This is a genomic window from Fimbriimonadales bacterium (assembly GCA_035559795.1).
Lineage (GTDB): Bacteria > Armatimonadota > Fimbriimonadia > Fimbriimonadales > ATM1 > DATMAR01.
The window spans coordinates 124,304-149,239 of record DATMAR010000009.1; the positions used below are offsets into that span (position 1 = coordinate 124,304).

30 protein-coding genes are annotated in these 24,936 nt (G+C 47.3%); 19 read left to right on the forward strand and 11 right to left on the reverse strand.

What is annotated here, in order from left to right:
- Positions 1-8: 8 nt before the first annotated feature.
- Genes VNK96_06120 through VNK96_06130 form a run of 3 tightly spaced genes read right to left on the reverse strand, consistent with a single transcriptional unit; the run spans position 9 to position 2,379 of the window.
- Complete coding sequence (locus VNK96_06120) at positions 9-686, reverse strand: hypothetical protein (protein HWP31280.1); 678 nt, start codon at positions 684-686, stop codon at positions 9-11.
- 10 nt (positions 687-696) lie between these two features.
- On the reverse strand, positions 697-1,368 hold the full coding sequence (locus VNK96_06125) for a hypothetical protein (protein ID HWP31281.1): 672 nt from the start codon (positions 1,366-1,368) through the stop codon (positions 697-699).
- A 48-nt stretch (positions 1,369-1,416) separates the two neighbouring features.
- Positions 1,417-2,379, reverse strand: coding sequence for a KpsF/GutQ family sugar-phosphate isomerase (locus VNK96_06130; protein HWP31282.1), 963 nt, complete (start codon positions 2,377-2,379; stop codon positions 1,417-1,419).
- Positions 2,380-2,418: 39 nt separating this feature from the next.
- Between VNK96_06130 and VNK96_06135 the strand changes: the two genes are divergently transcribed.
- Positions 2,419-3,846, forward strand: coding sequence for a Sapep family Mn(2+)-dependent dipeptidase (locus tag VNK96_06135; protein ID HWP31283.1), 1,428 nt, complete (start codon positions 2,419-2,421; stop codon positions 3,844-3,846).
- Here the strand turns inward: VNK96_06135 and VNK96_06140 are convergent.
- From VNK96_06140 to VNK96_06150, 3 genes are read right to left on the reverse strand one after another with little or no spacing between them, the layout of a single operon-like run.
- Positions 3,828-4,502: a DUF92 domain-containing protein gene (locus VNK96_06140; GenBank protein ID HWP31284.1), complete on the reverse strand. Its 675-nt coding sequence runs from the start codon at positions 4,500-4,502 to the stop codon at positions 3,828-3,830. The two genes, VNK96_06135 and VNK96_06140, sit on opposite strands and share 19 nt — an antisense overlap.
- An 18-nt stretch (positions 4,503-4,520) precedes the next feature.
- Complete coding sequence (locus VNK96_06145; GenBank protein ID HWP31285.1) at positions 4,521-5,009, reverse strand: ZIP family metal transporter; 489 nt, start codon at positions 5,007-5,009, stop codon at positions 4,521-4,523.
- Positions 5,010-5,017: 8 nt separating this feature from the next.
- A complete protein-coding gene (locus tag VNK96_06150; protein HWP31286.1) occupies positions 5,018-5,263 on the reverse strand; it encodes a hypothetical protein in 246 nt (81 codons plus the stop codon).
- 124 nt (positions 5,264-5,387) lie between these two features.
- On the opposite strand from VNK96_06150, the gene VNK96_06155 reads away from it, so the two are divergent.
- The 5 genes from VNK96_06155 to VNK96_06175 all read left to right on the forward strand — a co-directional run bounded on the left by VNK96_06155 (position 5,388) and on the right by VNK96_06175 (position 10,639).
- Positions 5,388-6,593, forward strand: a complete 1,206-nt coding sequence (locus tag VNK96_06155) for an acyl-CoA dehydrogenase family protein (GenBank protein ID HWP31287.1) — start codon at positions 5,388-5,390, stop codon at positions 6,591-6,593.
- A gap of 244 nt (positions 6,594-6,837) precedes the next feature.
- Positions 6,838-7,860, forward strand: a complete 1,023-nt coding sequence (gene pdhA / locus VNK96_06160) for a pyruvate dehydrogenase (acetyl-transferring) E1 component subunit alpha (GenBank protein HWP31288.1) — start codon at positions 6,838-6,840, stop codon at positions 7,858-7,860.
- Positions 7,860-8,834: a pyruvate dehydrogenase complex E1 component subunit beta gene (locus VNK96_06165; protein HWP31289.1), complete on the forward strand. Its 975-nt coding sequence runs from the start codon at positions 7,860-7,862 to the stop codon at positions 8,832-8,834. Before pdhA ends, VNK96_06165 begins: the two co-directional genes overlap by 1 nt.
- 126 nt (positions 8,835-8,960) lie before the next feature.
- On the forward strand, positions 8,961-9,263 hold the full coding sequence (locus VNK96_06170; GenBank protein ID HWP31290.1) for a hypothetical protein: 303 nt from the start codon (positions 8,961-8,963) through the stop codon (positions 9,261-9,263).
- The gene (locus VNK96_06175) at positions 9,260-10,639 is read left to right on the forward strand and encodes an amidase (protein ID HWP31291.1); all 1,380 of its coding nucleotides are present in this window, start codon (positions 9,260-9,262) and stop codon (positions 10,637-10,639) included. Before VNK96_06170 ends, VNK96_06175 begins: the two co-directional genes overlap by 4 nt.
- Positions 10,640-10,654: 15 nt before the next feature.
- Here VNK96_06175 and VNK96_06180 read toward each other — a convergent pair whose 3' ends face one another.
- Positions 10,655-10,822, reverse strand: coding sequence for a hypothetical protein (locus VNK96_06180; GenBank protein ID HWP31292.1), 168 nt, complete (start codon positions 10,820-10,822; stop codon positions 10,655-10,657).
- A 13-nt stretch (positions 10,823-10,835) separates the two neighbouring features.
- Between VNK96_06180 and VNK96_06185 the strand changes: the two genes are divergently transcribed.
- The 4 genes from VNK96_06185 (at position 10,836) to VNK96_06200 (ending at position 13,532) form a co-directional block, all read left to right on the forward strand.
- Entirely contained in the window at positions 10,836-11,018 is a 183-nt protein-coding gene (locus VNK96_06185; protein HWP31293.1) for a hypothetical protein, read from the forward strand.
- 45 nt (positions 11,019-11,063) lie between these two features.
- Positions 11,064-11,972, forward strand: coding sequence for a methylisocitrate lyase (gene prpB, locus VNK96_06190; GenBank protein ID HWP31294.1), 909 nt, complete (start codon positions 11,064-11,066; stop codon positions 11,970-11,972).
- Positions 11,972-13,108, forward strand: coding sequence for a citrate/2-methylcitrate synthase (locus VNK96_06195; protein ID HWP31295.1), 1,137 nt, complete (start codon positions 11,972-11,974; stop codon positions 13,106-13,108). Before prpB ends, VNK96_06195 begins: the two co-directional genes overlap by 1 nt.
- Positions 13,109-13,184: 76 nt before the next feature.
- On the forward strand, positions 13,185-13,532 hold the full coding sequence (locus VNK96_06200) for an ASCH domain-containing protein (protein ID HWP31296.1): 348 nt from the start codon (positions 13,185-13,187) through the stop codon (positions 13,530-13,532).
- 75 nt (positions 13,533-13,607) lie between these two features.
- Here the strand turns inward: VNK96_06200 and VNK96_06205 are convergent, their stop codons facing one another.
- Both VNK96_06205 and smpB read right to left on the reverse strand, forming a co-directional pair.
- Entirely contained in the window at positions 13,608-14,030 is a 423-nt protein-coding gene (locus VNK96_06205; protein HWP31297.1) for a TOBE domain-containing protein, read from the reverse strand.
- A gap of 28 nt (positions 14,031-14,058) precedes the next feature.
- Positions 14,059-14,517, reverse strand: a complete 459-nt coding sequence (gene smpB, locus VNK96_06210) for an SsrA-binding protein SmpB (protein HWP31298.1) — start codon at positions 14,515-14,517, stop codon at positions 14,059-14,061.
- A 48-nt stretch (positions 14,518-14,565) separates the two neighbouring features.
- Between smpB and VNK96_06215 the strand changes: the two genes are divergently transcribed.
- From VNK96_06215 to VNK96_06245, 7 genes are all read left to right on the forward strand, one after another.
- A complete protein-coding gene (locus VNK96_06215) occupies positions 14,566-15,162 on the forward strand; it encodes an FKBP-type peptidyl-prolyl cis-trans isomerase (GenBank protein ID HWP31299.1) in 597 nt (198 codons plus the stop codon).
- Between the two features lies 1 nt (position 15,163).
- On the forward strand, positions 15,164-15,865 hold the full coding sequence (locus VNK96_06220; protein ID HWP31300.1) for an ABC transporter ATP-binding protein: 702 nt from the start codon (positions 15,164-15,166) through the stop codon (positions 15,863-15,865).
- The gene (gene rimI / locus VNK96_06225; GenBank protein HWP31301.1) at positions 15,862-16,338 is read left to right on the forward strand and encodes a ribosomal protein S18-alanine N-acetyltransferase; all 477 of its coding nucleotides are present in this window, start codon (positions 15,862-15,864) and stop codon (positions 16,336-16,338) included. Before VNK96_06220 ends, rimI begins: the two co-directional genes overlap by 4 nt.
- Positions 16,326-17,357, forward strand: a complete 1,032-nt coding sequence (gene tsaD / locus VNK96_06230) for a tRNA (adenosine(37)-N6)-threonylcarbamoyltransferase complex transferase subunit TsaD (protein ID HWP31302.1) — start codon at positions 16,326-16,328, stop codon at positions 17,355-17,357. The genes rimI and tsaD overlap by 13 nt, the downstream gene beginning before the upstream one ends.
- Positions 17,358-17,426: 69 nt before the next feature.
- Positions 17,427-17,930: a hypothetical protein gene (locus tag VNK96_06235; GenBank protein HWP31303.1), complete on the forward strand. Its 504-nt coding sequence runs from the start codon at positions 17,427-17,429 to the stop codon at positions 17,928-17,930.
- 195 nt (positions 17,931-18,125) lie between these two features.
- Positions 18,126-19,670 (forward strand): peptide-methionine (R)-S-oxide reductase MsrB, encoded by a 1,545-nt coding sequence (gene msrB, locus VNK96_06240; protein ID HWP31304.1) that lies wholly within the window; start codon positions 18,126-18,128, stop codon positions 19,668-19,670.
- A 112-nt stretch (positions 19,671-19,782) separates the two neighbouring features.
- On the forward strand, positions 19,783-20,982 hold the full coding sequence (locus VNK96_06245; GenBank protein HWP31305.1) for a hypothetical protein: 1,200 nt from the start codon (positions 19,783-19,785) through the stop codon (positions 20,980-20,982).
- A 254-nt stretch (positions 20,983-21,236) separates the two neighbouring features.
- On the opposite strand, the gene VNK96_06250 is transcribed toward VNK96_06245, so the two are convergent.
- Together VNK96_06250 and VNK96_06255 are read right to left on the reverse strand one after the other, a co-directional pair.
- Positions 21,237-22,223 carry a Gfo/Idh/MocA family oxidoreductase gene (locus tag VNK96_06250; GenBank protein HWP31306.1) on the reverse strand — a complete coding sequence of 329 codons (987 nt, stop codon included), beginning with the start codon at positions 22,221-22,223 and terminating at the stop codon, positions 21,237-21,239.
- Entirely contained in the window at positions 22,220-23,086 is an 867-nt protein-coding gene (locus VNK96_06255) for a tetratricopeptide repeat protein (protein HWP31307.1), read from the reverse strand. Before VNK96_06255 ends, VNK96_06250 begins: the two co-directional genes overlap by 4 nt.
- A gap of 125 nt (positions 23,087-23,211) precedes the next feature.
- Here VNK96_06255 and VNK96_06260 point away from each other — a divergent pair, with 125 nt between their 5' ends.
- Positions 23,212-24,066, forward strand: a complete 855-nt coding sequence (locus VNK96_06260) for a helical backbone metal receptor (protein HWP31308.1) — start codon at positions 23,212-23,214, stop codon at positions 24,064-24,066.
- 3 nt (positions 24,067-24,069) lie between these two features.
- Positions 24,070-24,912, forward strand: a complete 843-nt coding sequence (locus tag VNK96_06265) for an S-methyl-5'-thioadenosine phosphorylase (protein ID HWP31309.1) — start codon at positions 24,070-24,072, stop codon at positions 24,910-24,912.
- Positions 24,913-24,936: the final 24 nt, after the last annotated feature.

The following is a 24,936-nucleotide window of genomic DNA, read 5'->3' on the forward strand; positions in this document are numbered from 1 at the left end:
ACCGAAAATCATTTTGCGATGTAAGTTGCGACGAGGGATACGTCGAGTGGTTGTCCTGCTTGCGGTACAGGCCAGTTCTTTATATTTATCGAAATTTTCTGAGGGATTCCATCCTTGGAAACCCAAAAATAGCCTTCGGAAGTCATCGGGGTATCCCCCTCTTCAGAAGCCTTTGCGAAAATTTTTAAGGTGTCTTGGTCTTTGATTTTCTCTATGCCCATCACTTCGAAATCGAATTTGATTTTGTAATTTTTGGAATCTTTTTTTGCTTCGTAAGTATAAGACCATTTGTCTTTCGGGGCGATGGGTGCTTCCGGATAAATCAGAAAAAGGACAGAAGCCATTCTTCGAAAGTCTTCACCTAATTCGCTTTCTGCATTAATGAGCATTCCTCGCGAATTCAGAATGGCATTCGTTGCTGTTGCGTCTTCGCCAGCAGGTTCTCCATTCACATATAACTCCTGCCAACCCATCGTTCCTTTCAACCCTCCTCCTTCTTCCTTTGTCTTCATAGAGAGGACTGCTTTGAACTCCGCGGTCAAAGCCGAGCCTTGAATCGTGGTATCTACCGCTACCGACCAATTGTAGGTTTTTCCTACTTCGAAGGGTAATTTGATTTCCCAGCGTTCTGGTTGCACGATGGGTTCTTGTTGGCCTAAAAGAGCGAAAACTAAAAATGCGTACACGGGTTCCTCCTTATTTAGGTTTATTTACGCTTTTGATAAATTTCGTTTTCAATTCGTATTCTACCGGCTCGCCGTCCCATGTGTAGCGCCAGTTTTTGAATTTAAGGTCGGACTTTAAGACGATTCCTTCTTTATTCACCCAATGGATTCCCGAGCCTTTGAAGCCATCTTTTTTGTTTTCTTTCATAACACAAACCACTCGCAAAGCTTCTTTGCCGTCCAATTTTTCGATGTCCTTCGCTTCGTAATGGTATAGGCAATCCAATTTTTCGGAAGTGTATTCCCAAGTATCACCAGGTTTTATTGGCTTTTCGGGATAGATAAGAAATGCAGGTTGCAATCGTCTAACAGAAATATAGGGATCTTCGTCTTCGACTTCGAGGATAGCCCCCCTCGAATCCAAGTGGATGCGAAAAGCATCTTCCCAGCCTTCGGGTTCATCGTTGAAATAGAAATCTTTTTGCAGAAATTCACCACGGTAGCCTTCTGCAGATGTCGAGCGAATCAAAAGTTCCGCAGTGTATTCGATATTGAAAGTGCTCTCTTTTTGCTTATATGCGCCTCTCCAAGAGGATACATAAACAGTATTTTCACGATAAGGTGGTTTTAGGCTCCATGGTTCGTTTTGAAGAGCCCCACCATTCGTGAGTGCGAACAATGGAAAAAGCGCAAACGATATCATACATTCACCATTTTCATACTATCCATTCTACTGTTATCACATCGTATTTCATCGCAATCCTAAACGAATTAAATCTTTGAGCATCACGATTCCGACGACGCGTCCCTCTTCGAGCACAGGAATCTCACCGATTTTGCGAGGCAGATTTTCGAAATGCTCGATTGCTTCTACTGCTAAAGCATCGGCGTCAATCGTGAAAGGATTTTTCGTCATCATATCCTTTGCGCTGAGTTCGAATGCTTTTTCACCGAATTGTTGGAGATGACGGCGAACATCGCCATCCGTAATTAACCCGAGAAGGTGCAATTCATCATCGACGACGATGGCTGCACCTGCTCCTGCGCGTGTGATAGCACGAAGAACTTCCAAAAAGGGAAGGTTTTCACGAACGAGCGCGATGTCTTCTCCTTTTCGCATCGTATCACGCACTCGAAGTAATAGTCTTTTTCCTAATGTTCCGCTCGGATGGATGAGTGCATAGTCGTCTTTGGTGAATTTTCTTGCGTTCATTACAGCGAGAGCGAGAGCATCAGAAATTGCAAGCATAGCAGTGGTGCTCGTAGTGGGAGCGAGATTATGCGGACATGCTTCACGTTCGACGGAAACATCTAAAACGAGTTCACAATTTTGCGCAGCAGTACTTTCGGGCTTTCCTGTTATGAGAATCTTTTTCACTCCCATTTGACGAAGCGCAGGAATGAGGAGCAGTATCTCTTCCGTTTCACCACTGTTGCTATAAAGCAAGGCTAAGTCTTGGTTCGTAACCATTCCCAAATCGCCGTGCAAAGCGTCCGAAGCGTGCAAATAAAAACTCGGTGTACCCGTGCTGCTGAAAGTGCTGCTCGCTTTTTTGGCGATGTCTCCCGCTTTTCCCACACCTGCCGTAACGATTCGACCCTTACAAGCGAGTATCCAACATGCGGCGGTTTCGAAGCGCTCGTCTAAACGCTCGGCGAGTTTCAAAATTTCTTGCGCTTCCTGTTTTAGCGTTGCGCGGATTTCTTCGAGCATAAACCGTTTCGAGGATACCTCTCGGGGTAGATTTCATTTATGGCAATTTCTCAAGAGAGTTCTATAGAACGCCCCACAGAAGTTTTACGCGCGCAAGAGTGGTTAGAGCAACACGAAAAAGAGCTTATCGAAGACACGAGAGCCATTCTTCGCATTCCCAGTGTAGAGGGCGAGGCATCCCCGAATGCACCTTTCGGGAAAGACGTTCGCCGTGCGCTCGATTTCGTGCTTGAGTTGGGAAACAAATGGGGCATGCGTACGAGAGACGTAGAAGGGTACGCAGGGCATGCGGAATGGGGTGAAGAGAAACCGGTCGTGATGGGAATCGGGCACTTGGATGTAGTGCCGGTGGGCAGTGGTTGGAAACACGAACCCTTCGGTGCGGAAATAGACGGCGGTTACATCTATGCAAGAGGGGCTGCAGATGACAAAGGACCGACGATGGCGGCATTTTACGCTCTTAGAGCGCTGAAAGAAACGAATGCGCATGTGCCCGCTCGCTTGAGGATGGTCTTCGGATGCGATGAAGAAAGTGGCTTTTTGTGTGTAAAGCGATATTTCGAAGTAGAAGAACCGCCGACATTGGGTTTCGCCCCCGATGCGGATTGGCCTTTGATTCACGCGGAGAAGGGAATCGTAAATATCACATTGGAAATCCCAAAACCGAAAGGTTCTCTTTCGTTGATCTCTCTATCCGGTGGTAGCAGACCGAATGTAGTCCCCGATTATGCGGAAATGGAATTGGAACTTTCGCGAGAGTTGATGAAAGAGGCGTTGGAGAAGATCAGCGACTACTGGGACAAAAACGTGAGCGTGAAGGTAGAAGGTTCGCGTGTGATTGCTAAAGCGGTAGGCAAGGCTGCCCACGGGAGCATGCCCTTTTCGGGTGACAGTGCATTAACGCGATTATTGCGCTTCGCACTGGAATTAGCCCCCCCTGAACAACAAAAAGAGTATTCGAATTTGCTTTATTTGACGCATCCTTCTGGTGTCGGACTCGGCATTCACGGAAGGGACGCAGTATCGGAAGACTTGACAACGAATATCGGAATCGTAACGAACGAAGGAGATCGCTTGCGCATCGTTGCCAATGTTCGTTATCCCGTAACTTGGAGTGGAGAGCAACTCAAAGAAAAATGTGAACGGTTTTTACACGAGAACTTTCCAGAAGCGAAAATCGTGGCATTCGACGATAATCCACCTTTGTATTTTCCGCTTGAGAAAGAGCCGGTTAAAACGATTTGCGATGTGGTGCGATTAGAGACCGGCGAAGACAAGGCACCTGGAGTGATGGGTGGAGGAACTTATGCGCGCGCTGTTCCGAATACGGTGAGTGTAGGAGCGGGATGGGAAGGCGATGGACCTGCACACGAACACGACGAGCGAATCAAAATCGAGCATCTTTTGAAGATGGCAAAAATTTATTGCCATATTTTTTATGCATTGGCTCATCGTGCAGCGAAGTAGGAACATATCGTAATAACAGAAACAGAGATAAAGTTGACCATATCATTCGTCATCCATCGTGTTTTTTTAGAATCTTGAAATAAATCTCCGAGAATGCTATCGAGAATCGAGCCGAAGAATCCGAGAGTCGTGAGAATGGGGATTAAATCTGTTCGCCCTACAAGAGACGCGGTGCTCGCGATGAAGGCGGCACCGAAAAAAGATGCGATGATTCCATGAGTAGAAACTGCGCCACTTTTTCCTGGAACTGCTGTTTCGAGTGTTGTGATTCGAAAAACTTTTTTGCCGAATGCAGCGCCTATTTCCGTTGCCCACGTGTCTGCTGTTGCCGATGCAATTCCCCCGATGAGAGCGGGGAAAAAAACAGGTTCATTCGTCCACAGAAAAAGCGCTGCGCAAATAGACGAAGGACCACCGTTTGCAAAAACTTGGATGGCGTTGCGAGGTTTGGCTTCTAATCCGAGTGTTTTTTTTCTGGCTTTTCCGATTCGGGATATAAGACCGGCGCTAAAAAAGAACATCAATAGAGGAATTGCGGTAGACCATTTTCCTGCTTCCCAAATCAGCCCCCCCACGATAGTAGCGGCGACAGCACCATCGAAGGTGAGAAGCCGCATTGCGAATGCCAAGAAAGAGATTGCCAGTGCGTAGAGCATGGAAGAATCATTATGGTGCTAATGTTGTATTTCGCGAAGGAGAAGGATTGTGAATATTCCGAATAGCAGTAAAACGAATTGTATGACCGAATCGAGAAAGGAACGATAGCGATGCAATGTGGGGACGATGTCGGCAGTGGCAATGTAAAGGAAACTCGCTCCGGCGAGAATCATAATGAAAGGGATTGCGCTTTTCAAAGGCTCTAAGAAGAAATATCCTAAAATTGCACCCACCAAAGTGCCCGAGCCGGAGAGGAAATTCAAAAGCAGTGCACGTGAACGAGAGTATCCGCTTTGCAACAACAACGCAAAATCGCTTACTTCTTGTGGGACTTCGTGCGCTATCGTTGCAAGAGAAGCGGCAATTCCCAAAGGGATCGAATGAAGGAAAGCCGCTGCAATCACGAAACCGTCGAGAAAATTGTGAAATGTATCGCCGACCAAAATCAGGGTGCCCGCAGTTTTTTCTTCTTGATGGTTCGTTTCATGGCGATGGCGCCAAATCACTGCCTTTTCTAAAAGAAAAAAAGCAAGATTCCCAGCAAAGTGATTTCGAGCGCTTTTTCGATTCCTATATTGTTCGCCGCTTCCGGCAAGAGTCCCAAAAAAGAAGCCCCTAATAACGTGCCTGCTGCGTAACTGATAAGTGACGGAAGGAGAATCTTTCGAGTCGTATCGGGAAACACCAAAAGTATCCCCGCTAAGGATATCGAACCCACGATCCCAATGAGGCTGAAAGCGATTAACAATGTCAAAACCATTGGAGGACACTATTTTGCATTTATTTCGAGGTCGTGGTTGCTGATTCGCTTTCTTACTTTCGAAGAAAAAGCACCAATTGAAACACCTCGCCGCTCTTCGATATTGCTGTAGAATAACGCACAAATGGATTTTCGACTCAGTCAAGAACACGAACTCATTCGTGAATCTGCGAAGAAATTCGCTGAAAACGAAATTCTGCCCAATATCCGAGAACGCGACCGCAACCACGAAGTCAAGCCGGATTTATTGAAGAAAATGGGAGAAGCAGGGTTCTTAGGAGTCGCATTGCCTGCGAAATATGGCGGCAGTGATTCGGATTACATTAGTTTGGGAATCGTATGTGAAGAATTCGAAAAAGCCGACACGAGTGCAAGGGTCGTTTTGAGTGTTCATTCTGCTTTGCACGCTCTCACACTTTTGCAATGGGGAAACAAAGAACAAAAACAACGACTGTTAACGCCTCTCGCGAAAGGAGAGAAAGTGGGTGCGTTCGCATTGACCGAACCCGATGCGGGAAGCGATGCCGTCAATTTGCGAACGCGCGCCGAAAAAGACGGAGATGTTTATGTACTGAATGGCGAGAAAACCTGGATTTCCTTAGCGAATTATGCTGATCAGTTTTTAGTCGTCGCTGTAACGAATCCTGATGCAAAACCGCGTCATTTAGGAATGAGTGCGTTTATCGTCGAAAGAAATCTTCCCGGATTTAGCAGTCGCCCTATACATGGCAAATTGGGGGTTCGCGCAGGGGACACCGGACAGATCTTTTTCGATAATGTGCGTGTTCCTGTCGAAAATCGTTTAGGGGAAGAGGGGGATGGGTTTCGTATCGCGATGAGCGCCCTCGACCATGGCCGTTATACAGTTGCGGCTGGAGCGGTGGGGATAATGCGTGCGTGTTTGGATGCCTCTGTCGCTTATGCACAAGAACGAAAAGTGGGCGGTGAACCTATCGGGAAAAAGCAACTCATTCAACAGATGATTGCGAATATGGTTGCGGGAATCGAGATCGGTACCCTTTTATATCAGAGAGTGGGATGGATGAAAAATGTCGGTCTCCGTCACACCCGGGAGGCATCGCTTGCGAAATGGGTGAATTGCAATAACGCATTTCAAGCGGCTCATGATGCCATAGAAATTCATGGGGCTTATGGATATTCCGATGAATTTCCTGTCGAACGGTATTTCAGAAATTCAAGAGGGGCGATGATTTACGAGGGAACTCGCGAAATCCATACCCTTTTGCAGGCTGAATATGCCCTCGGTTACCGTGAGGACAAACCATTGAAGAGAATGCTTCCCACGTATCCTTTCTCTGAAGACGTCTAATGGAATGACGAAAATCATAACGACCACGTAAAAAACGAAGATAAGATGAAGCAAGTGTGCGAGCTCGCTCGTCCTCGTATGAAAAAATGACTTACTATGCGAAAAATGACTTATATCGAAGAGGTACAATTTGTCATTCAACGCTTATCTGCAACAATACGAGTTCCCGATTCGAAGACATCTCGAATACAATGACCAGCCCTAAACCTGATAGAAGGAGTTCAAATTATCTATGAGTTTCCCCATGAAGAAGGAAGCGGTCGAACCTACTGAAGCCGGCACCGAGAGCCCAGCAGAACTCGTACGTCTTTTTCGCGAAATGCTTCGCATAAGGGTCTTCGAGGACCAATCTATCAAAGCATTTCGTGCGGGGCTCGCGGGGGGTTATTTACACGTGTACTCTGGCCAAGAGGCAGTTGCTGTCGGCTGGCTTTCATGCATTCGCAACGACGACCCTGTTATCACCGCCTATCGCGACCATGGTCACGCCCTATACCTGGGATGTGACCCGGTTGCAGTGATGGCGGAAATTATGGGTCGTACCGGTGGCCTGAGTCGCGGGAAGGGAGGTTCCATGCACCTCTATAGCGCTGCGCATAGGTTTTATGGAGGTTGGGGGATCGTCGGTGGACATACGGGAATAGGCGTTGGATTGGCATTCGGGACGAAATACAAGGGCGGCGACCAAGTTACGCATTTATTCATGGGAGATGGAGCAGTCAATGCCGGAATCCTCTACGAGGCTATGAACATGGCGTCTCTTTGGGATTTGCCGGTTGTGTTTATTGTCGAAAACAATCAATACGCAATGGGAACTCGAGTGGAATATCACTCGGCAGACCCGGAACTACATAACCGTGCCGCTGGATTTCGCATGGAACATGAACGAATCGATGGAATGGATGTTCTTCGAGTGCGGCGCGATGCGAAACGAATCATCGAACATGTGCGAAAAACGCAACGCCCTTATTTCGTCGAAATCATGAGTTATCGCTTCGAAGGACATGGTGCTGCAGACGTGGAGCAAACTCTCTATCGCTCGCCAGAAGAAATAGAACAAGCGAAGAAACGCGACCCGATACTTCTTTTGGAAAAGCATATGCTCGAACACGATGTCATCAACAAAGATGAACTCGAAAAAATTCGCAAAGAAATTCAGGAAGAAATGGAAGAAGTCTATAAAAAGGCAGCAGCGCTTCCGCATCCAGAACCGGAAGAAGTTTATCGGGATGTTTACACTGACATCGAACCGGAGAAAGGACACTGATGGCAGAAATCACTTATCGCGAAGCACTTCGTCAAGCACTCATCGAAGAGATGGAGCGAGACGAAAATGTGTTTCTTATCGGAGAAGACATCGGGAGATATCAAGGCAGTTTTCGTGTAACGCAAAACTTGATTAAACAATTCGGTTCGAAGCGCGTGGTGGATACACCGATATCGGAACCGGGCTTCGTCGGCATCGCGATGGGCGCCGCACTGCAGGGTTTGCGTCCTGTGGTGGAAATGATGACGATGAGTTTTTCGATTTTAGCATTCGACCAAATCATCAATCATGTTGCAAAAATACATTACATGAGTGGTGGGCAATTCAAAGTTCCTATGGTGATTCGAGGACCGGGGGGGTCAGCGCATCAGTTGAGCGCTCAACACAGTCATAGTGTGGAAGGCTGGTATGCGCATGTACCTGGTTTGAAAGTCGTCGCTCCTTCCACACCGGAAGATGCCTATGGGATGCTAAAGACGGCAATTCGTGACGATAACCCCGTGATTTTCACAGAGAATCCGAACCTATACGGATTGAAAGGTGAAGCCCCCACCGGCGACGATTTCACGATTCCATTCGGAAAAGCGGCAATACGCAGGTTCGGAGAAGACGTGTCTTTGATTGCATATTCTCGAATGGCGCATGTGTGTGCAGAAGCCGCTGCGGAATTAGAGAAAGAGGGAATATCCGCGGAAGTTATAGACGTTCGTTCGTTGATGCCTTTGGATTCGGAGACACTATTCGAGTCCGTGAAGAAGACGCACCGCGCTGTAGTTGTTTACGAGGATTGGAAGTTCGGCGGCTTCGGAGCCGAAATAGCGGCGAAGATTCAAGAGAGTTGCTTCGACGATTTGGATGCTCCCGTATTGAGAGTGGGGGGGCTGAACGTACCGATGCCTTATTCGAGGAAATTGGAACTCCTGTGCGTGCCGAATAATAACGATGTCGTAGAAAAGGTGAAAAGTTTGTTTTAAGGCGACTCGCTAAATTTATAAACCTCCCCAATTGCTCTTAGTCTGACAAGTCCACGAGTCCGGAAACCGTAAACTTTTCTTTTTAACAAGCAGGGAATTCACGCTTTTGTGGAGAATAATCTTTTTATGAAGAAAATCTCGCGTCGGCAGTTTGCAAAGGAATTAGGAGCTGTCTCGTTGGGAGCCGTTTTTTTGGGGAAAACCTCCCTCCAGCAGGGGCAAAAAGAGCCAGAAAGCCTCGAAGCCGATGTTGCCCGCTTGGAAGCCAAGTTAGCCGAGCCTTTATCCAAGGAGGCGCGCAAGTTGACAAAGGATGCGCTGCAATCGAACTTTAGGGCTTACGCCGCTCGTTGGAGATTCAAACTCCCCGAAAACAGCGAACCATGCACGATATTCGTCCCACAACCTTCAAAAAGGACACGACCATGATGAGCCCATTTGCCACGATTCAGGAAATGCACGATGCGATACGTAGCAAAAAAATTTCTTCGGTCGAATTGACGGAATCGTATTTAGCGCGTCTCAAAACTCTCGGGAAAGAGCACCACGCAGTCGTGGAAATAACGGAAGAGATCGCTTTGAAACAAGCGAGAGAAGCGGATGAGTACCTCGAGAAGAACAGACGAACGAAGAGTAAATTGCATGGGATCCCTTACGGAGCAAAAGATTTGCTGGCTACGAAAGGGATTCCAACGCGGTGGGGCTCTCCAGGGCATCACGACCAAGTTTTCGATTACGATGCTACGGTAATTCGAAAATTGCGAGAAGCCGGTGCGGTTTTAATCGGGAAACTCAGCATGATAGAACTTGCAGGGGGGGGAAATTACAACGTTGCTCATGCGAGCGATGTGGGTGCTTGCTTGTGCGCATGGGATAAAAAGAGATGGGCGGGCGGCTCGAGCAGTGGAAGCGGTGCCGCTACCGCTTTAGGTTGTGTGGGGTTCAGCATAGGAAGCGAAACGAGCGGGAGCATCACCTGCCCCTCGGCATTCAACGGAGTAACTGGTTTTCGCCCCACATATGGCAGAGTGAGCCGTTATGGAGCGATGGCACTATGCTGGACTTTAGACAAATTAGGACCGATGGCGCGTTCTGCAGAGTGTTGTGCAGAGGTGCTCACGGCAATTGCTGGACAGGATTCGCATGACGCGAGCACACTGCGAGAAAAATTATCTTTGGGAAAACGTCTCGGAAAACTAAGAATAGGTTTGTTGCCTGAGCAATTCACGCGAAATCGAGCGACGGCATGTGAGAAAGCATACAAAGAAGCGGTGGAAGTTTTCAAGAAATTAGGATATGAAATCGTAGACGTGAAGTATCCCTCCATGCCCTATTCTCTTGCGGTTGGGATTATCGTGGATGCGGAGGGGGCGAGCGCTCATGAAAATTTTATTCGCGGTCCTCGTTTGAAGATGCTGGCAGATATTAACCAAGTCGCAGGGCTTGCCGCTGCACTCGAAACGCCTGCTGTAGATTATCTATGGGCGATGCGATTTCGAAACGAGGCATTGAAAGCCAATGAGATTTGGGAAAAATGCGATTGCATTTTCACTCCGGTTTTCTATCATGCAGCCCCCCCTATCGACGAACCGTTCGACAAAAGTTTTCGAAATATGGGCGGGGATGGAGGTCCTGCGAATTTACTGGGATGGCCTTCGATGGCTTTCCCGATAGGTTTCGAAGACGGCGCTCCTTTGGGGGGGCAGATCATCGCTCCTGCGATGAGGGAAGATATTTGTTTCCATGTCGCGCGCGATTTCCAAAGAGAGACGAACTTTCATCGAACACATCCACCCGGGACGTAACCATCGAAGTTTCCATTATCGAAATACTTTTCCCAGCCATCTTCTGTTCCATGCAATTAAATAATAAAAAGCCTCTCCTAACCATATAAACGGGGGAAATTGCAAGAATCGCGCGATGCCCCCCCCATCCCGTTTTTTCCAATACGAACAATGAGGCTCTCGCACCACGTAATATCTTCCCATCGCTCGTGAGAACGTGCAACGCTTTTTCGCAAGCCTTTCGGAGAACTGGGTTCATCGGTGGCTCGGGTGCGGTTTGAAAGGGATAGATTTCGAAAATCCTCTCTCCGCCCCTTCGCCTGACCCAGGCGATAAACCGCTCGCAAATCGCTCAACCGCCTTCGTAAAAGAGAACATGCTTTTCGGGCATTTAATATGATACTTATCAGAAGCGAGGTTGTGGGTGAGGGGGTAATCTTTTTTCGTGCTTCATCCGAAACTGCCTTCGCCCGGTGCGGTTTTGCGAAAACTACTCGAAGAAAAAACCGTCATCGCGCCGGGAGTTTATGACGCAATTACATGCCTTTTGGCACAACAGGCTGGAGCGAAAGCCCTTTACATTACAGGAGCTGGTGTCACGAACAGTCAGCTAGGCGTGCCGGATATCGCGTTGATTACTCTCACAGAGATGGTGTGTCATGCGAGCGCAATCGCGGGAGTTTCGAAAGTGCCCATCATTTGCGACGCCGACACAGGCTATGGCGGAACGATGAACGTTGTTCGCGCTATTAGAGAGTTTGAAAATATAGGACTCGCAGGCGTGCATATCGAAGACCAGGTTCATTCGAAGCGCTGTGGACATTTAGAAGGGAAACAACTCGTCCCGCCAGAGGAAATGGCGTCAAAAATTCGCGCAGCAGTGAAAGCCAGGGAAGATCCTTCGTTTATGATTATCGCTCGGACGGATGCAAGAGGTGTAGCCGGCTTGGAAGAGGCTATCCATCGCGCTAAACTATATGTTCTGAGTGGTGCGGATTGTATCTTTCCCGAAGGCTTAGAGTCGAAAGAAGAATTCGCCCTTTTTCGCAAAGAAGTTCCCGGCTTGCTCATGGCGAATATGACCGAGTTCGGGAAGACTCCTTTGATCTCCGCAAAGGAATTCGAGGAGTTGGGCTATAGCCTCGTGATTTTCCCGATGACGGCGTTTCGAATGGCTGCGGAAAGCGCGCGTCGAGCATACGAAACTGTGTTACATGAAGGTACGCAGGCTTCTATCTTAGATAAAATGATGACTCGTGAAGCACTCTATCGGCTAATCGATTACGAAGCGTACAATGCGCTCGATAAAGAAATTGCAGATGAAGTTCAAAAACTTAGCAAGGAGAAAAAATAATGGCATCGCAGACTTATAGCCCAGGACTCGAAGGAGTTATCGCTGGTGTCACGAAGCTGAGCGACATAGATGTAGAAAAGTCGCTGTTAATGTATCGAGGATATAACGTACACGATTTGGCGAAAGAAGGATGCTTCGAAGAGACTGCTTATTTACTATTTTACGGAAAACTGCCAACGAGGAGGGAATTGGATGATTTTCAAACAACTCTTTCGGAAAATCGTGATGTTCCTCAGTTCGTATACGAGGCAATGTCGAAGGTCCCAAGGAATGCGCATCCTATGGACCAACTCAAAGTAGGTGTGCAGACTCTTGCACCGAGTGACCCGGATTATTCGGCAGACCCGACAGACCATGAAGCGAATTTGAGAAAAGCGATTCGGCTTACCGCAAAGATGGGGACACTCGTTGCCAATGGATGGAGAATTGCACATGATGAACAGCCAATCCCCCCCAATCCGGAATTGAACACGGCAGCGAATTTTCTCTATATGCTTTTCGGTAAAAGAGCGGACGATTTTGCGGAAAAGGCGTTGGATACCTCGTTCGTTTTATATGCGGAGCATGGCTTTAATGCTTCCACTTTTTGCGCTCGAGTCACAGTCTCGACGTTGAGCGATATTTATAGCGGAGTCGTTTCTGCTATTGGAACCCTGAAGGGAAGCTTACACGGGGGGGCAAACGAGAAAGCTATGGAAATGCTTCTGGAGATCGGAGACCCTGCGAATGCAGAAACTTATATAAGAAACGCCCTTGCGAAGAAGAAAAAAATTATGGGATTCGGACATAGGGAATATCGCATTAGCGATAGTCGCGCGGGAATTATGGGAGAGGTCGGCAAAGAAGCTGCACGAAGAAGCGGAAACGAAAAGTGGGCACAAATTGCCGACATCGTCGAGCGTGTCATGAAAGAAGAAAAAGGTCTTTTCCCGAACGTGGATTTCCCTGCGGCGTATGCGTATTATTCCTTGGGAATTCCCATTCCGCTTTACACGCCGATTTTTGCAGTATCGCGAATCACGGGATGGTCAGCGCATATTATCGAGCAATTGGACAATAATAGAATTATCAGACCGAAATGTATTTATGAAGGAGAGCCGTTACGTGCATATGTTCCGATTGAAGAGAGAGGATAAGAGAGGTTTTAGGCATCGTTGCATCAATCGTGAGCTCCAAACAACGATTCGTAAGCGTGAAAACCGATAAATAACGATGTATGCGTTGAACTTTTATCCCGAGTTGTATGCGGAAGCGTTGCGCACGCATCGCAAAACGGTGACGATTCGCTTAGGGGATAAATCCTATAAATACCGAGAAGGCGAACTCGTATGGGTAACGGTCGGTCCTCGTTTCGGTCTGCGCCAAAAATTATATACAGCGGTTATAGATAGAGTGGAATTGAAAACGATAGGTGATTTGAGCCGCAGAGATATCGAACGAGAAAATCCAGAATTTCGTACTCCCGAAGACGTTCGCAATCTGCTTCAACGTATTTATAACGAACAGATTTCTTTGGAACATTTAGTTACTGTAATTCATTTCAGCGCCGTTCAAGAGTGAGAATTCAAGAGTGAGAATTCAGTTTTCGATAATGAAAATTTACTGTTTCGTTCTTCTGGGATAGAGTAAAGGGAATTAACGGGCAAGCATTACATCGGTCTCTTTGAAAACGACAGTAACTTTGTCTCCGACGCGAAGCCTCAATCTGCGCACGCTATTGTGCGTGATTACGCTTACAATTTCCTGCTTATCCGGCAACTCGACGACGACCTCACACTGAACGTCATCACAGGTGATTTCCTTAACGATTCCCCTTAAACGATTTCGGGTGCTGAGTTCCATTCCGGGAATTTCGAGAGGTGGTTGGGTTTTCTCATCACCTCCTAACATCTTTCTGCGAATTTCGACCAGTGTTTCCGGGTCGTACCATCTCCATCCTCGCCAATCCCTTTCAGGTGCCGGAATCTTTCCGCTACGCTCCCAAAGAGCGAGAGTTTTCGTGGTTACACCTAATGCCTCTGCTGCCTGCTTGCGAGTAAGTCGCCCAGAATCTTTCATTCTTTTTCCATAGGAAAGATACCTACACTTATAACTTTTCCTCTCTTCTCGCTGCTTTTTCTATCAATTTCTCTCTTTTGTCATGCCTCTTTTTCCCGCGCGCAAGTGAGATCTCGACCTTCACCTTCCCATTCCGGAAATAAACCTTAGTAGGAATCAATGTCAACCCTTTTTCTTCGATTCTTCTCCGTAAGCGTTCGATTTCTTGCTTGTGCATGAGAAGTTTTCGCGGTCTTTGCCTTGGAGGAGCATATGCCCGTGCTTGTTCGTACGGTGCGATATCCATGTTTTCCAACCACAACTCTCCGTCAACCACCCGGCAATATGCACCTGTAAAGTTAAGCTTTCCTTGCAAAATACTCTTCACCTCCGCACCCTGAAGCGCGATCCCCGCCTCGTAGGAATCGAGGATTTCGTAATCGTGCCTCGCACGCCGGTTGATGAAGACCGGCAGCGATTTCGCCTTGGAATCGGAGGGGGACGGCATAGGAACAGATTTTACGCGCTAGAACTTTACAAGGTACTCTTTTCTACCGTGCTGCTTTTTCCGCGCCTTGCCGCGCTGTCGTATCTTATGCCGATTTTTATGCTTTTGCTTTTATTAGGTCTCTCGAGCTGTACGCCGCCTCGAAAAACGGAAGAAATCGCCGAAGACCTTGCGAAGGAACTCGCTAACCGTCGCACTCCCCAGGCGAGACTCAGACCCTTTATTCCTCCACGCATTAAAATCACCCCGTCTCCGAAAGAACGCAATCTCGACAAAATACGAGAGGCTTCTGCTCAAATCAAAACCTTGCAGGTTAAGGACGTGATATTAGGAAGCGGGAAAATCGCGACGGAAGACTCTACGGTATTTATCAACTATGTCGGTAGGCTTCCCGATGGCACGATTTTCGATTCGAATCTTTTGCAATCGAAGCCTGCGTTGCGTTTCACTATTGGAAAGGGCACCGTGGTCAAAGGGCTGGAAATGGGTGTTTCGGGTATGCGCGTAGGCGGCGTTCGCACCATAACAATCCCCCCCCAATTGGGATATGGGAACAAACCGCCCGTGGGGAGTGGAATCCCACCGAATGCTGCTCTTATATTCGATGTGGAACTCGTTTTCGTAGCCGAACCGGAAGGAGCATAAATTGTTAGAGATTCGAAATCTGCACGTTTATTACGGCGCGATTCATGCGCTCAAAGGTTTGGATATCGATGTTTATGCCGGTGAAATCGTTTCCATCATCGGTTCGAATGGAGCGGGGAAAAGTACCCTTTTAAGAACGATATCGGGGTTAATCAAGCCTCGCGAAGGCACGATTCGTTTCGAAAGCAAGGACATTACGGGGGCGCCCCCCCATCGAGTCGTGCAACTCGGGATCGTTCATGCACCAGAAGGAAGAAAGATTTTTACGAATCTTACGGTAGGAGAAAATCTTTTGCTGGGCGCTTATGCCCGAAAAGACCCAGAAGTTCAGAAGGACTTGGAAATGGTGCTGAATCGTTTTCCGCGTCTTCGTGAACGGTTCAATCAAAGTGGAGCCACGCTCAGCGGGGGGGAACAACAAATGCTCGCCATCGGTCGAGCGCTTATGGGTCGTCCCAAACTGCTTTTACTGGACGAACCGAGTTTGGGTTTAGCGCCTAACTTGGTTACAGAGGTTTTTCGCATCATCAAACAAATCAATGAGGATGGAACGACGGTTTTGCTCGTAGAACAAAATGCACATCGCGCTTTGGAACTCGCCAATCGCGCCTATGTTTTAGAAACAGGCAGAATCGTTTTGACTGATACGGGGAAAGCCTGCTTGAATAATCCAAAAGTTCGGGAGGCGTATTTAGGAGCATGAAAGTGGCACTTTCGGTGCGAATCGAGCCGATGCAGGTTTCTCATTTACCTCGTGTTCATGAAATCGAAGAGAAGACGAATCCTACCCCTTGGTCTTTACGCTCCTTTCGTTCGGAATTGGATAACCCTCAGGCTTCGTATTTCGTAGTGATCGCAAAAGACGAAATTGTAGGTTTTGCAGGATATTGGAGAGTCATAGACGAAGCCCACATTACAACGATTGCCGTCGATCCGAATTATCAAGGAATGGGAATCGGGAAAAAGCTCCTTGCGCACCTCTTGAACGATGCTAAAGAAAAAGGACTGAGGTGCGCGACCTTGGAAGTGCGAGCGAGCAATTCTCGAGCCATTGCGTTATATGAAAAATTCGGCTTCGTACGTTGCGCCACCCGAAAACGCTACTATTCTCATAATAATGAAGATGCCGTCGTAATGTGGCTGTATAATCTTCATGAAAAGAAGTGGAATACTTAGACGGCATCGTTTTGGGTATCGAAACGAGTTGTGATGAAACTTCCTGCGCTTTGGTTCGTGGGAGGGAAGTTTTATCGAATGTCGTAAGTTCTCAAGCGGCGCTTCACATGAAGTGGGGAGGAGTCGTTCCGGAAGTTGCAGCTCGTAAACACACCGAAGCGTTATTGCCTGCGCTCGAGCGGGCTTTCGAAGAAGCGCATGTTTCTTTCGATGAAATTCGTGGAATCGGCGTAACGAATCGTCCTGGATTGGTGGGGGCATTGGCTGTAGGTGTCGCAGGCGCAAAAGCGTTATCTCTGGCATGGAAAGTTCCCATGCTCGGCGTGCATCATTTGGAGGCGCATATTCTCTCTCCCCTTATGGCAGAAGATGTGCCTTTTCCTCATGTTTGTTTATTGGTTTCGGGGGGGCATACGGAATTGATTCTCGTTCGAGGGGCGGGGATGTACGAAAAATTGGGGGGGACGATCGACGATGCCGCAGGAGAAGCCTTCGATAAATGCGCAAGGGCTATGGGTCTCGGATTTCCGGGAGGACCCGCTATTCAAAAAATCGCTGAAAAGGGTGATCCGCATCGCTATAAACTCCCAAGAGGGCTTAGCGACCCCAACATGAATTTCAGTTTTGCCGGTTTGAAAACGGCGGTGCTGAAACTTATCGAGAAGGAGAAAGATTCTTTAGACGTGCCCTCTTTAGCCGCTTCTTTCGAAGAAGTCGTGACTTCGGTCCTGGCGGAAAGAACCTTCTATGCGTGCAAAGAAACGAATGCCAAAGCCGTCACTTTAGTTGGAGGTGTTGCCGCGAATCGAAGGCTTCGTTCCAAGATGGATGAGCTCTCTAAGCGATACGATATAGGCTTTTTCGCAGCCCCGCTTTCTCTTTGCACGGATAATGCTGCGATGATTGCTCATGTCGCTGCTTGGCGTTTATCATTCGGAGAAAGAGACGATTTGGACATGGAAACCTTGTCTTCAGCCCCCCTTCCCGGGTTGCAAGCTACGGGAATCGTGTCAGAATGAGTCATCGTGGGCTCGGGAAAAGAGAATCTGCATGACTGTGGAAGGAGCCATTCGTTTGGGAGATAAAAAATGAAAGAAACCGAAGAAAAAAAAGAAGAAAAGAAATTTGTGATTAACGCTCAGGTGATAGGGATTTGGCTCGTAATGCTTGCTGTGATCATCACGCTTTTGTGGCAGATGTTCGCTTTGCGTGCAGCAAGAAACGACCTCGAGAAGCAAGAAGCCGAATTCGCTTCGAAGATGGACGAAATGAAAAAGCAGAGTGCTATCGTGTTAGCGGAGAATTTAACGACGACTTTCGGCACGCTGCTTGCTCTCGATACGACTCCTACGAAAGATTATATCAAAAACATTTGTGATGCTCTCGCAAGAAAAGGTCCCATAAAAACGCTTATCATCACCGATGTCGAGGGTCGAGTTGTTGTAACGAGCGACCCGAGCGAAGAAGGTTTTAAAACAGAAATGGCGAAAGTGACGGTAAGCGAAGCACGTGAAGGAGATATGTGGGTGATCACTCGCCCAATAATTCAAAACAATATGAGAGTCGGAACCTTGCGGATAAAGGTGAAGTGAAGATCATCCATAACTCAGTCTTTAGTTTCTTTGGCGCCCTGATTGTAGCCTCCGGATTGTCCCGTCGAATGTCGTATTCGTTACAAAACCTCGACGAATGCATGCCTTGTGAAAAATTCCTATTGAAAAATTATGTAAAATATCATTGCCTCCCAAATGAATCGGCAAAAACGACCGAAAAAGTTAAAAGGAACCATGAAAACACCTATAATTCACGCTCTGACGGTTGCGGGTCTTCTCGTCCTGTCCGGCTGCGGGGGAAGCGGGGGGCTCTCCGGCTCCGAATCCTCTGCTGGCACGGTAGGGGTTTTTCTCACCGATAGTTTCCGCGATGATTACGAACACGTGTGGGTGAGGATTTATAAAGTCGAAATGCGGGATTCGGAAGGCATATTCCGATCGGCGTACGAGAGCACGGAAGGAGCATTGCAGGACTTGAAATCTCTGCGAGATGAATGGGGGGGAAAATTCGCTCATCTTGCAAATGCTTCTATGCCACCAGGAACCTACGACCAAGTTCGAGTTACATTGAAAGACGAAATCGGATTGATTCGCAAAGGTGAAACAAAGGGAGAACTGAAACATTTTACGAAAACAATCCTCGATGCAGGGGATGCAGTGATAACCTTCGACCTCAATCCGCCGCTCGTTTCTCCTTCAGAAGAAAACAAAATCATCATCGATTTCGATCTCGAAAAATTCTCTCTCGATAACGAAGGAAATGTAGTTCCCGTGCTTCGACAAGGTGATGATACAGGCTTCGAAAATCCAGAAAGACACGAAGCGCAGGAATATCACGGAATCGTAACGAGCCTCGAGTCGGGTTTCTTTTTGCTCGACCTCGTGGAAAGTGGATTAATCAAAGTTCTCTACGATGACGCCGCGCTTCTATCCGAAGAAGTGCCTGCCGAATCATCGCAAGAGCAGAATATACCGTTGAAAAATGGACAATCCGTCGAGATCGAAGGTAAATACGACCCTACACGAAATTCTGTCCTCGCAACCGCCATACGTGTCAGTGAAATCGAAAAACCTGCAGGGGGGGTAGAACTCTCGGGAATCGCACAAAGCGTAGACACCCAAACGAATGCTCTTATATTGACAAAGTTACAAAATCCTCGAGGTTTCACCCCGAAGGAGACCACAGTGAAGGTCATTTGGGATGACAAAACACTTATGCGACGAGGGAATGAAATCGTGAAGGGAGATTCGCTATCGGAAAATACCGTTTTGAAGGTGGTTGGCATTTATGACGAAAAAACGAATACAATCCATGCAACATACGTCTTCATCAAAACGAATACACTAAATAACAAGGATGGATTGAGCATGAATATGGAACCCTGTGACCGAACCGACGAAGAATGGAAGAAACTCCTAACTCCAGAGCAATATCGCATTCTCCGAGAGAAAGGCACCGAACCTGCCTTTACGGGAAAGTTTTGGAACAATAAAGAAAAGGGAGTTTATATTTGCGCTGGATGTGGGGAAGAATTATTCGCCTCGGAGACGAAATTCGATTCGGGAACGGGTTGGCCGAGTTTTTGGGATGTATTGGATAGCGGAAAAGTCGAATTACGTGAGGATTTGAGTCATGGTATGCGTCGTACAGAGGTCGTATGTGCAAAATGCGGCGGGCACTTAGGTCACCTCTTTTCAGACGGTCCTCAACCGACCGGTAAGCGCTACTGCATCAACTCTGCAAGTCTCGACTTCAAAAAGAAAGAGGATAAGCCTTAAAACGCAGGTACATTCACGATTGAGGATTCGAAAAATTTGCTCAAGAGTGAACCTTCGAGGTTCTCATCCCCACTAATATTGTGGAGGCAATCTCCAAAGGAGGATATCGAAAATGGCGATTTTAACTCTCGTAGCAATGGCGATGTTTCTCCAATCCGGAGTAATCGAAGCAAGACTCCACTTCAAGGAATTAGGTGGGCAGGGCGTCGAAATGTTCCGTCCGTCGAGCATTTCCGGTTCAGCGCCCATCTTCGAAACAGGTTTTCCGTATGCTAAAGAATACACACTACCGAAGATAGAAAATCCTATTTTCTTTCAAGTGGTTTTCAAAGATCGGGAAGAATTTACGTTCGGTGTGATGCCTAAGCCTAAACAGAATATGCCCCCCCAAAAGATATGGGTAGATTGGAATAGCGACAAGAAATTTACTTCTGAGGAAGCAATTCCGCTCGAAAAACACCGACCGAAGTGGGAAGGGTGGTATTGTTACGGTCCCGCATTCATACCTGGATACGATAATAAGACTTCGGTACGTGTTTGCTTCGTTTTGGCTCAGGATGTTTGCTTTTTTATTTACCCTGACGGGATTTATGAGACAGAAATCGCGCTCGGCAAAAAAACTTACAAGATTGCCCTCGTTGACATGAACACGAACGGAAGGGTGAGCGATATTTATGCATCCCCGTATAATCAAAACTCGACGAGCGATTTCATTTTCATCGATTACAATGGCGATGGAAAACTCGAATGGGAAAACGTTGCTATGTCGAACTACGAAGGGTTTCCGATTTCCCCTCTTATTCAATTGCCTGACGGTGGACTTTACAGCATAGATTTCGACGATAAGAATCATTCTTTAAAATTCAAACGAGAAAAAGGTACTTTGGGAAGAGTTAAAACGAAGGGCGATTCCTTGGTCGTTCTTTCTGGACGAAGAGGCACGCTTTGGATGCGTTCGGTTAATGGCGGCTTTTCGCTTCCCATCGGTAGATATGCGATAGATTATGCGCGTGTGCAATATCCGACTCCGCGGGAAGAATGGATGATAAACGTTTCGAAGAGAGACGGTAGGGATCTAATCGTCGAAGCAGGAAAGACAACCGAGTTGCCAGTAGGACCACCGTTCAAGTTATCTCTGCAAGTCGACGAATTTAATCAGAAACACTTCTTCAAATTTTCTCTCTCGGATAGTTATGGCAATATGGTAGTGAACATTCAGAAAAAAACAGGTGTTCGTCCACCCCCACCGAGATTGCAGATTGTCAATGCTGATGGAAAGGTGCTCGATTCGCCAGAAGTTCACTATGGCTGAGGATTCATATGCGCGGTGTCGTGGACACCGAAGAACGGAATGTCTGGGAAATTAACGGCTATCGCAACATGGGACCTTGGTCCATTCGGAAAACTCGAAGCAAAAAGAGAGTTCACTGTCAAGAGGGTGCGGAGGTGAAAAAGAAATAAGATAAATTCCGATGATTTCAATCATAAAAAGAAAGAAGATTTCTTAATTAGATTTTGTCGCTACTCTCATGTTTTTGGTGTTTTCTCGTACTCGGTAAATCCATGTTACATTCCGTTCGCTCGATACATCTCTTCGATGATTTCCAGAATCGTCACCGCCTCTTTCAGCGTGCACCCTTTTCCAGTGACCTCGCCTCTTAGTCTTTTCGCGAAATCCTCCATTTCGAACAAATAATTCTTGTCTCCGTCGAAATCCATCTCCGACCATTCCTTCCACCCTGCTCCTTTGGATGGTGAATACAATTTCCACCATGGAGGATGAATTCCGAGTTTCAGCGTCCCTTCCATTCCATATAATTCGATATCCCATGTCGTAATCCAGTCGTTGACTTCCCAACCGCAACAATCACCGGCTATCAAGGCATCCCCGAATCGGAATAAGAACGCCCCGGAATCTTCGAATGGATGTTTCGGAACGTTTTCCAGTTTCAAGATTTTCGAGAGGTGGGAACTGGGCTTTCCTAAAAACAGAATCAATAAATCGAGCATGTGACAAAAATCGAGATAGACTAAGCCCCCCCTATCGAAGGGATTGCAGAACCATGGGTCGGTCAGCCAGGGAGACATCACCGCAACATGGAAACGACCAGTAGTGATGCGCCCAACCCCCCCGTTTTCGATAATATTCAATGCTTCTTGCACCGATGGTGAATAGCGGAGATGGTAACCGACTTGGCAGAAAACGTTATTCCTTTCTGCCTCTTGGGAGATGGTTTTCAAAGTCGGTAGGTCATGCGCTCCGGGCTTTTCGAGAAGAATCGCTTTCCTTTCACGAATTGCGGATAAAGCATATCTCGCATTTTCGTGATTCGTGCTTTCGATAATGACGAAATCGAGATTCGCACGAAGAAGTTCTTCCTCGTTCGAGTAAACCTTAGCGCCGGTTTCTTCTCCTAAACGTCGTGCGAGTGTAACATCCGCATCGTAAATCCCCACCAATTCGATTTCATCGAGAGTTTGTATCGCTTTCAATCTCCCCGAAAAATGGGGATGGGAAACTCCGAGCGCTCCTCCGCGCAGTTTCGAACTCATCTTCCCATTTGCTGCAACAGTTTTTTCGCGGAATTACTATAAATTCCGTCCGGCGCTAATTGAAGATATTTCTTCAAATGTTCCGAAGCCTCTTTCGACTTTCCGGTTTTAGCGAGGAGGGAACCTAAATGATAGTATGCATCGGGAAGCACGTTCGGGTCTTCGATAGCCTTTTCGTATGCGGAGATAGCTTCGTTTTCATTCCCGGCAGCGAGCCATGCAGCCGCAGCGTTCGACAAAAAAATACCTTTGCCATCCGGGTTGAGTTCCGCGGCTCTCACGAAATAAGGGGGGGCTTCTTCGTATCTGCCCATTTGAAATAAAGTAGAGCCGTAGTTGTTCCAATAGGATGCCTCCTCCGGATCGAGGCGCATTGCCATTTTCCATGCATTTAGTGCATCGTCGAATTTTTTTGCACCGACCGATGTAAGGGCTAATGATGCCCAGAGGGGGGCTTGACCCGTATCCCATGCAAGAGCATTCCGAAAATGCCCCGCCGCTTCGTCATAACGCCCTTCGTTCAGCGCTTTTTGCCCTGCTTCGAAGGCGTTTTTGAGCCCTGCAGATCTTTCCTCTTTGTTCAAACTCGGTGGATAGTAAAGTGTGATTTCGTTTTTTCCTTCTTCGATCAAAATGTTGAGGATAAAGAATTCTTCTTTATCTTTTTTGATTCTAATTCGATAAGAGCCCGGCTTGACATCGGAAAACTCGAAATGACTCGTATCTTTCATCTTTTGTGAAATTTCCGCCCCGGGAGTTAGCAAAGCGATTTCCCATTCCGAAGGAGACGCGCTAGGCCAGATTATCGAACCAGAAACACTGGCTTGAAGAACCACGCTGGATAGAAGAATGACCCCGTTCATGAAAACCTCCTTACAACATGAAAAAGTAAGATACCCGCTTAATTTCCTCGCACAAAACCACCTTTCACTGGATCCGTTATTTTGATTGTATTTTATTCACTGCTTTGGCGTGCCAAAATAGGCGGATGCTTCGTCTGGTTTGGGTGCTTCCAGGGGTTATCCTTTTAGGTTGGATGGGTTGCGGGGAAAAGCCGGCAGAGTATGGCGGAGAACTCCCTAAGCAGGTCTACGGGAGGGTGATTTCATTGAGCCCGAGCATTACCGAACTCATGGCGATGCTCAATCTCGAAAAAATTCTTATCGGCCGCACCGCTGTGGACGATTCTCCGCAAAGCATCGTGGACATCCCCATCGTGGCGAACCCGAGACCCGATTTCGAGCGAATCATGGCAATCCGCCCCGACCTCGTCCTGGCTGATAAGCATCTACTCAATCCAGCAGACGAAAAACGATTGCGAGAACTGAATCTCAACCTCAAAATCATCGAAATCGATTCGGTGGAAGATTGGAAACGAACCGTACTAGAGTTAGGGAATCTGTTTTTAGAGCAGTCGCTTGCGAGTAGGAAAGTAGATGAAGTAGACGAGGCGATAGCGAGGGCAAAAAGCGACCCGATAGAACCTAAGCCTAAAGTGCTTGTCGCGATGGGAGGTTCGCAGCCATGGGTTGCCGGGACGGATTCTTTCCAAGCAGACGTTGTCCGTAACGCGGGTGGTGAATATGTCGGACCCAAAGCAGATAAATTCGTGCAAGTGACTCCTGAACAAATCATCGCATGGAATCCGGACATCGTCTTCGTGAGCGACGACCCATCTATGTATTACAAAGACAAAGCCTGGTCATTGACGGAAGCAGGCAAACGCAAAAGAATCATCGGAGTGAAAGCGAATTTGATTCTTCGCCCTGGCGCTCGTGTAGCGGATCTAATCGATTCCTTATACGGAGAGATGAAGAGGCAAATGAGCGGAGGCAGAACTTAAGTGATGCGTGCTGAAATCGGAATATTCGGCGGCTCAGGATTTTATTCTTTGATAGAGAACGTTCGTGAAATTAAAGTAGATACACCTTACGGACCACCGAGCGATTCGATATTTTTGGCGGAGGTACATAAACGTAAAATAGCGTTCCTTCCCAGGCACGGACGAAGACACGACATTCCTCCACACAAAATCAATTATCGAGCGAATGTCTGGGCTTTCAAATCTTTAGGAGTGAAAGCCGTAATCAGTCCTTGTGCGGCAGGCAGTTTGCAAGTACATGTGAAACCGGGAGATTTCGTGCTCTGCGACCAGTTCGTTGACAGAACACATGGTCGCATCGATACTTTTTACGATGGGCCAATCGTCTCGCATATTAATTCTGCAGAGACTTATGACCCGACATTACGCAAAATCGCAGCGGAAACTCTTTCCGAACATGGAGTTTCTTTTCACGAAAGGGGAACTGTGGTCGTTATTCAAGGTCCGCGTTTCAGCACGAAAGCGGAAAGCAAATGGTTTTCCGAGCAAGGGTGGGAAGTAATTAACATGACGCAATATCCAGAAGTCTACTTATGCAGAGAATTAGGAATGGCTGTTGTCAATATATCGCTCATTACGGATTACGATAGCGGAGTAATAACGGGAACACCACCGGTTAGCGCTGCCGAGGTAATCGAAATGTTCACTCGAAATTCCGAAACGTTGCGAAACGTTGTTTTGGAGATGATCGGGAAGTTTCCGAAGGATTTGGATTCGTTGGGAGCTGCGAAGGCTTTAGATTTTGCCCGCGGAGATGCCCACGTCGCTACTTCGGAAGATGTTCGTTTGCATGAAATACGCTTCTGAGTAGTGAAATGAAGGAAAAAGGAA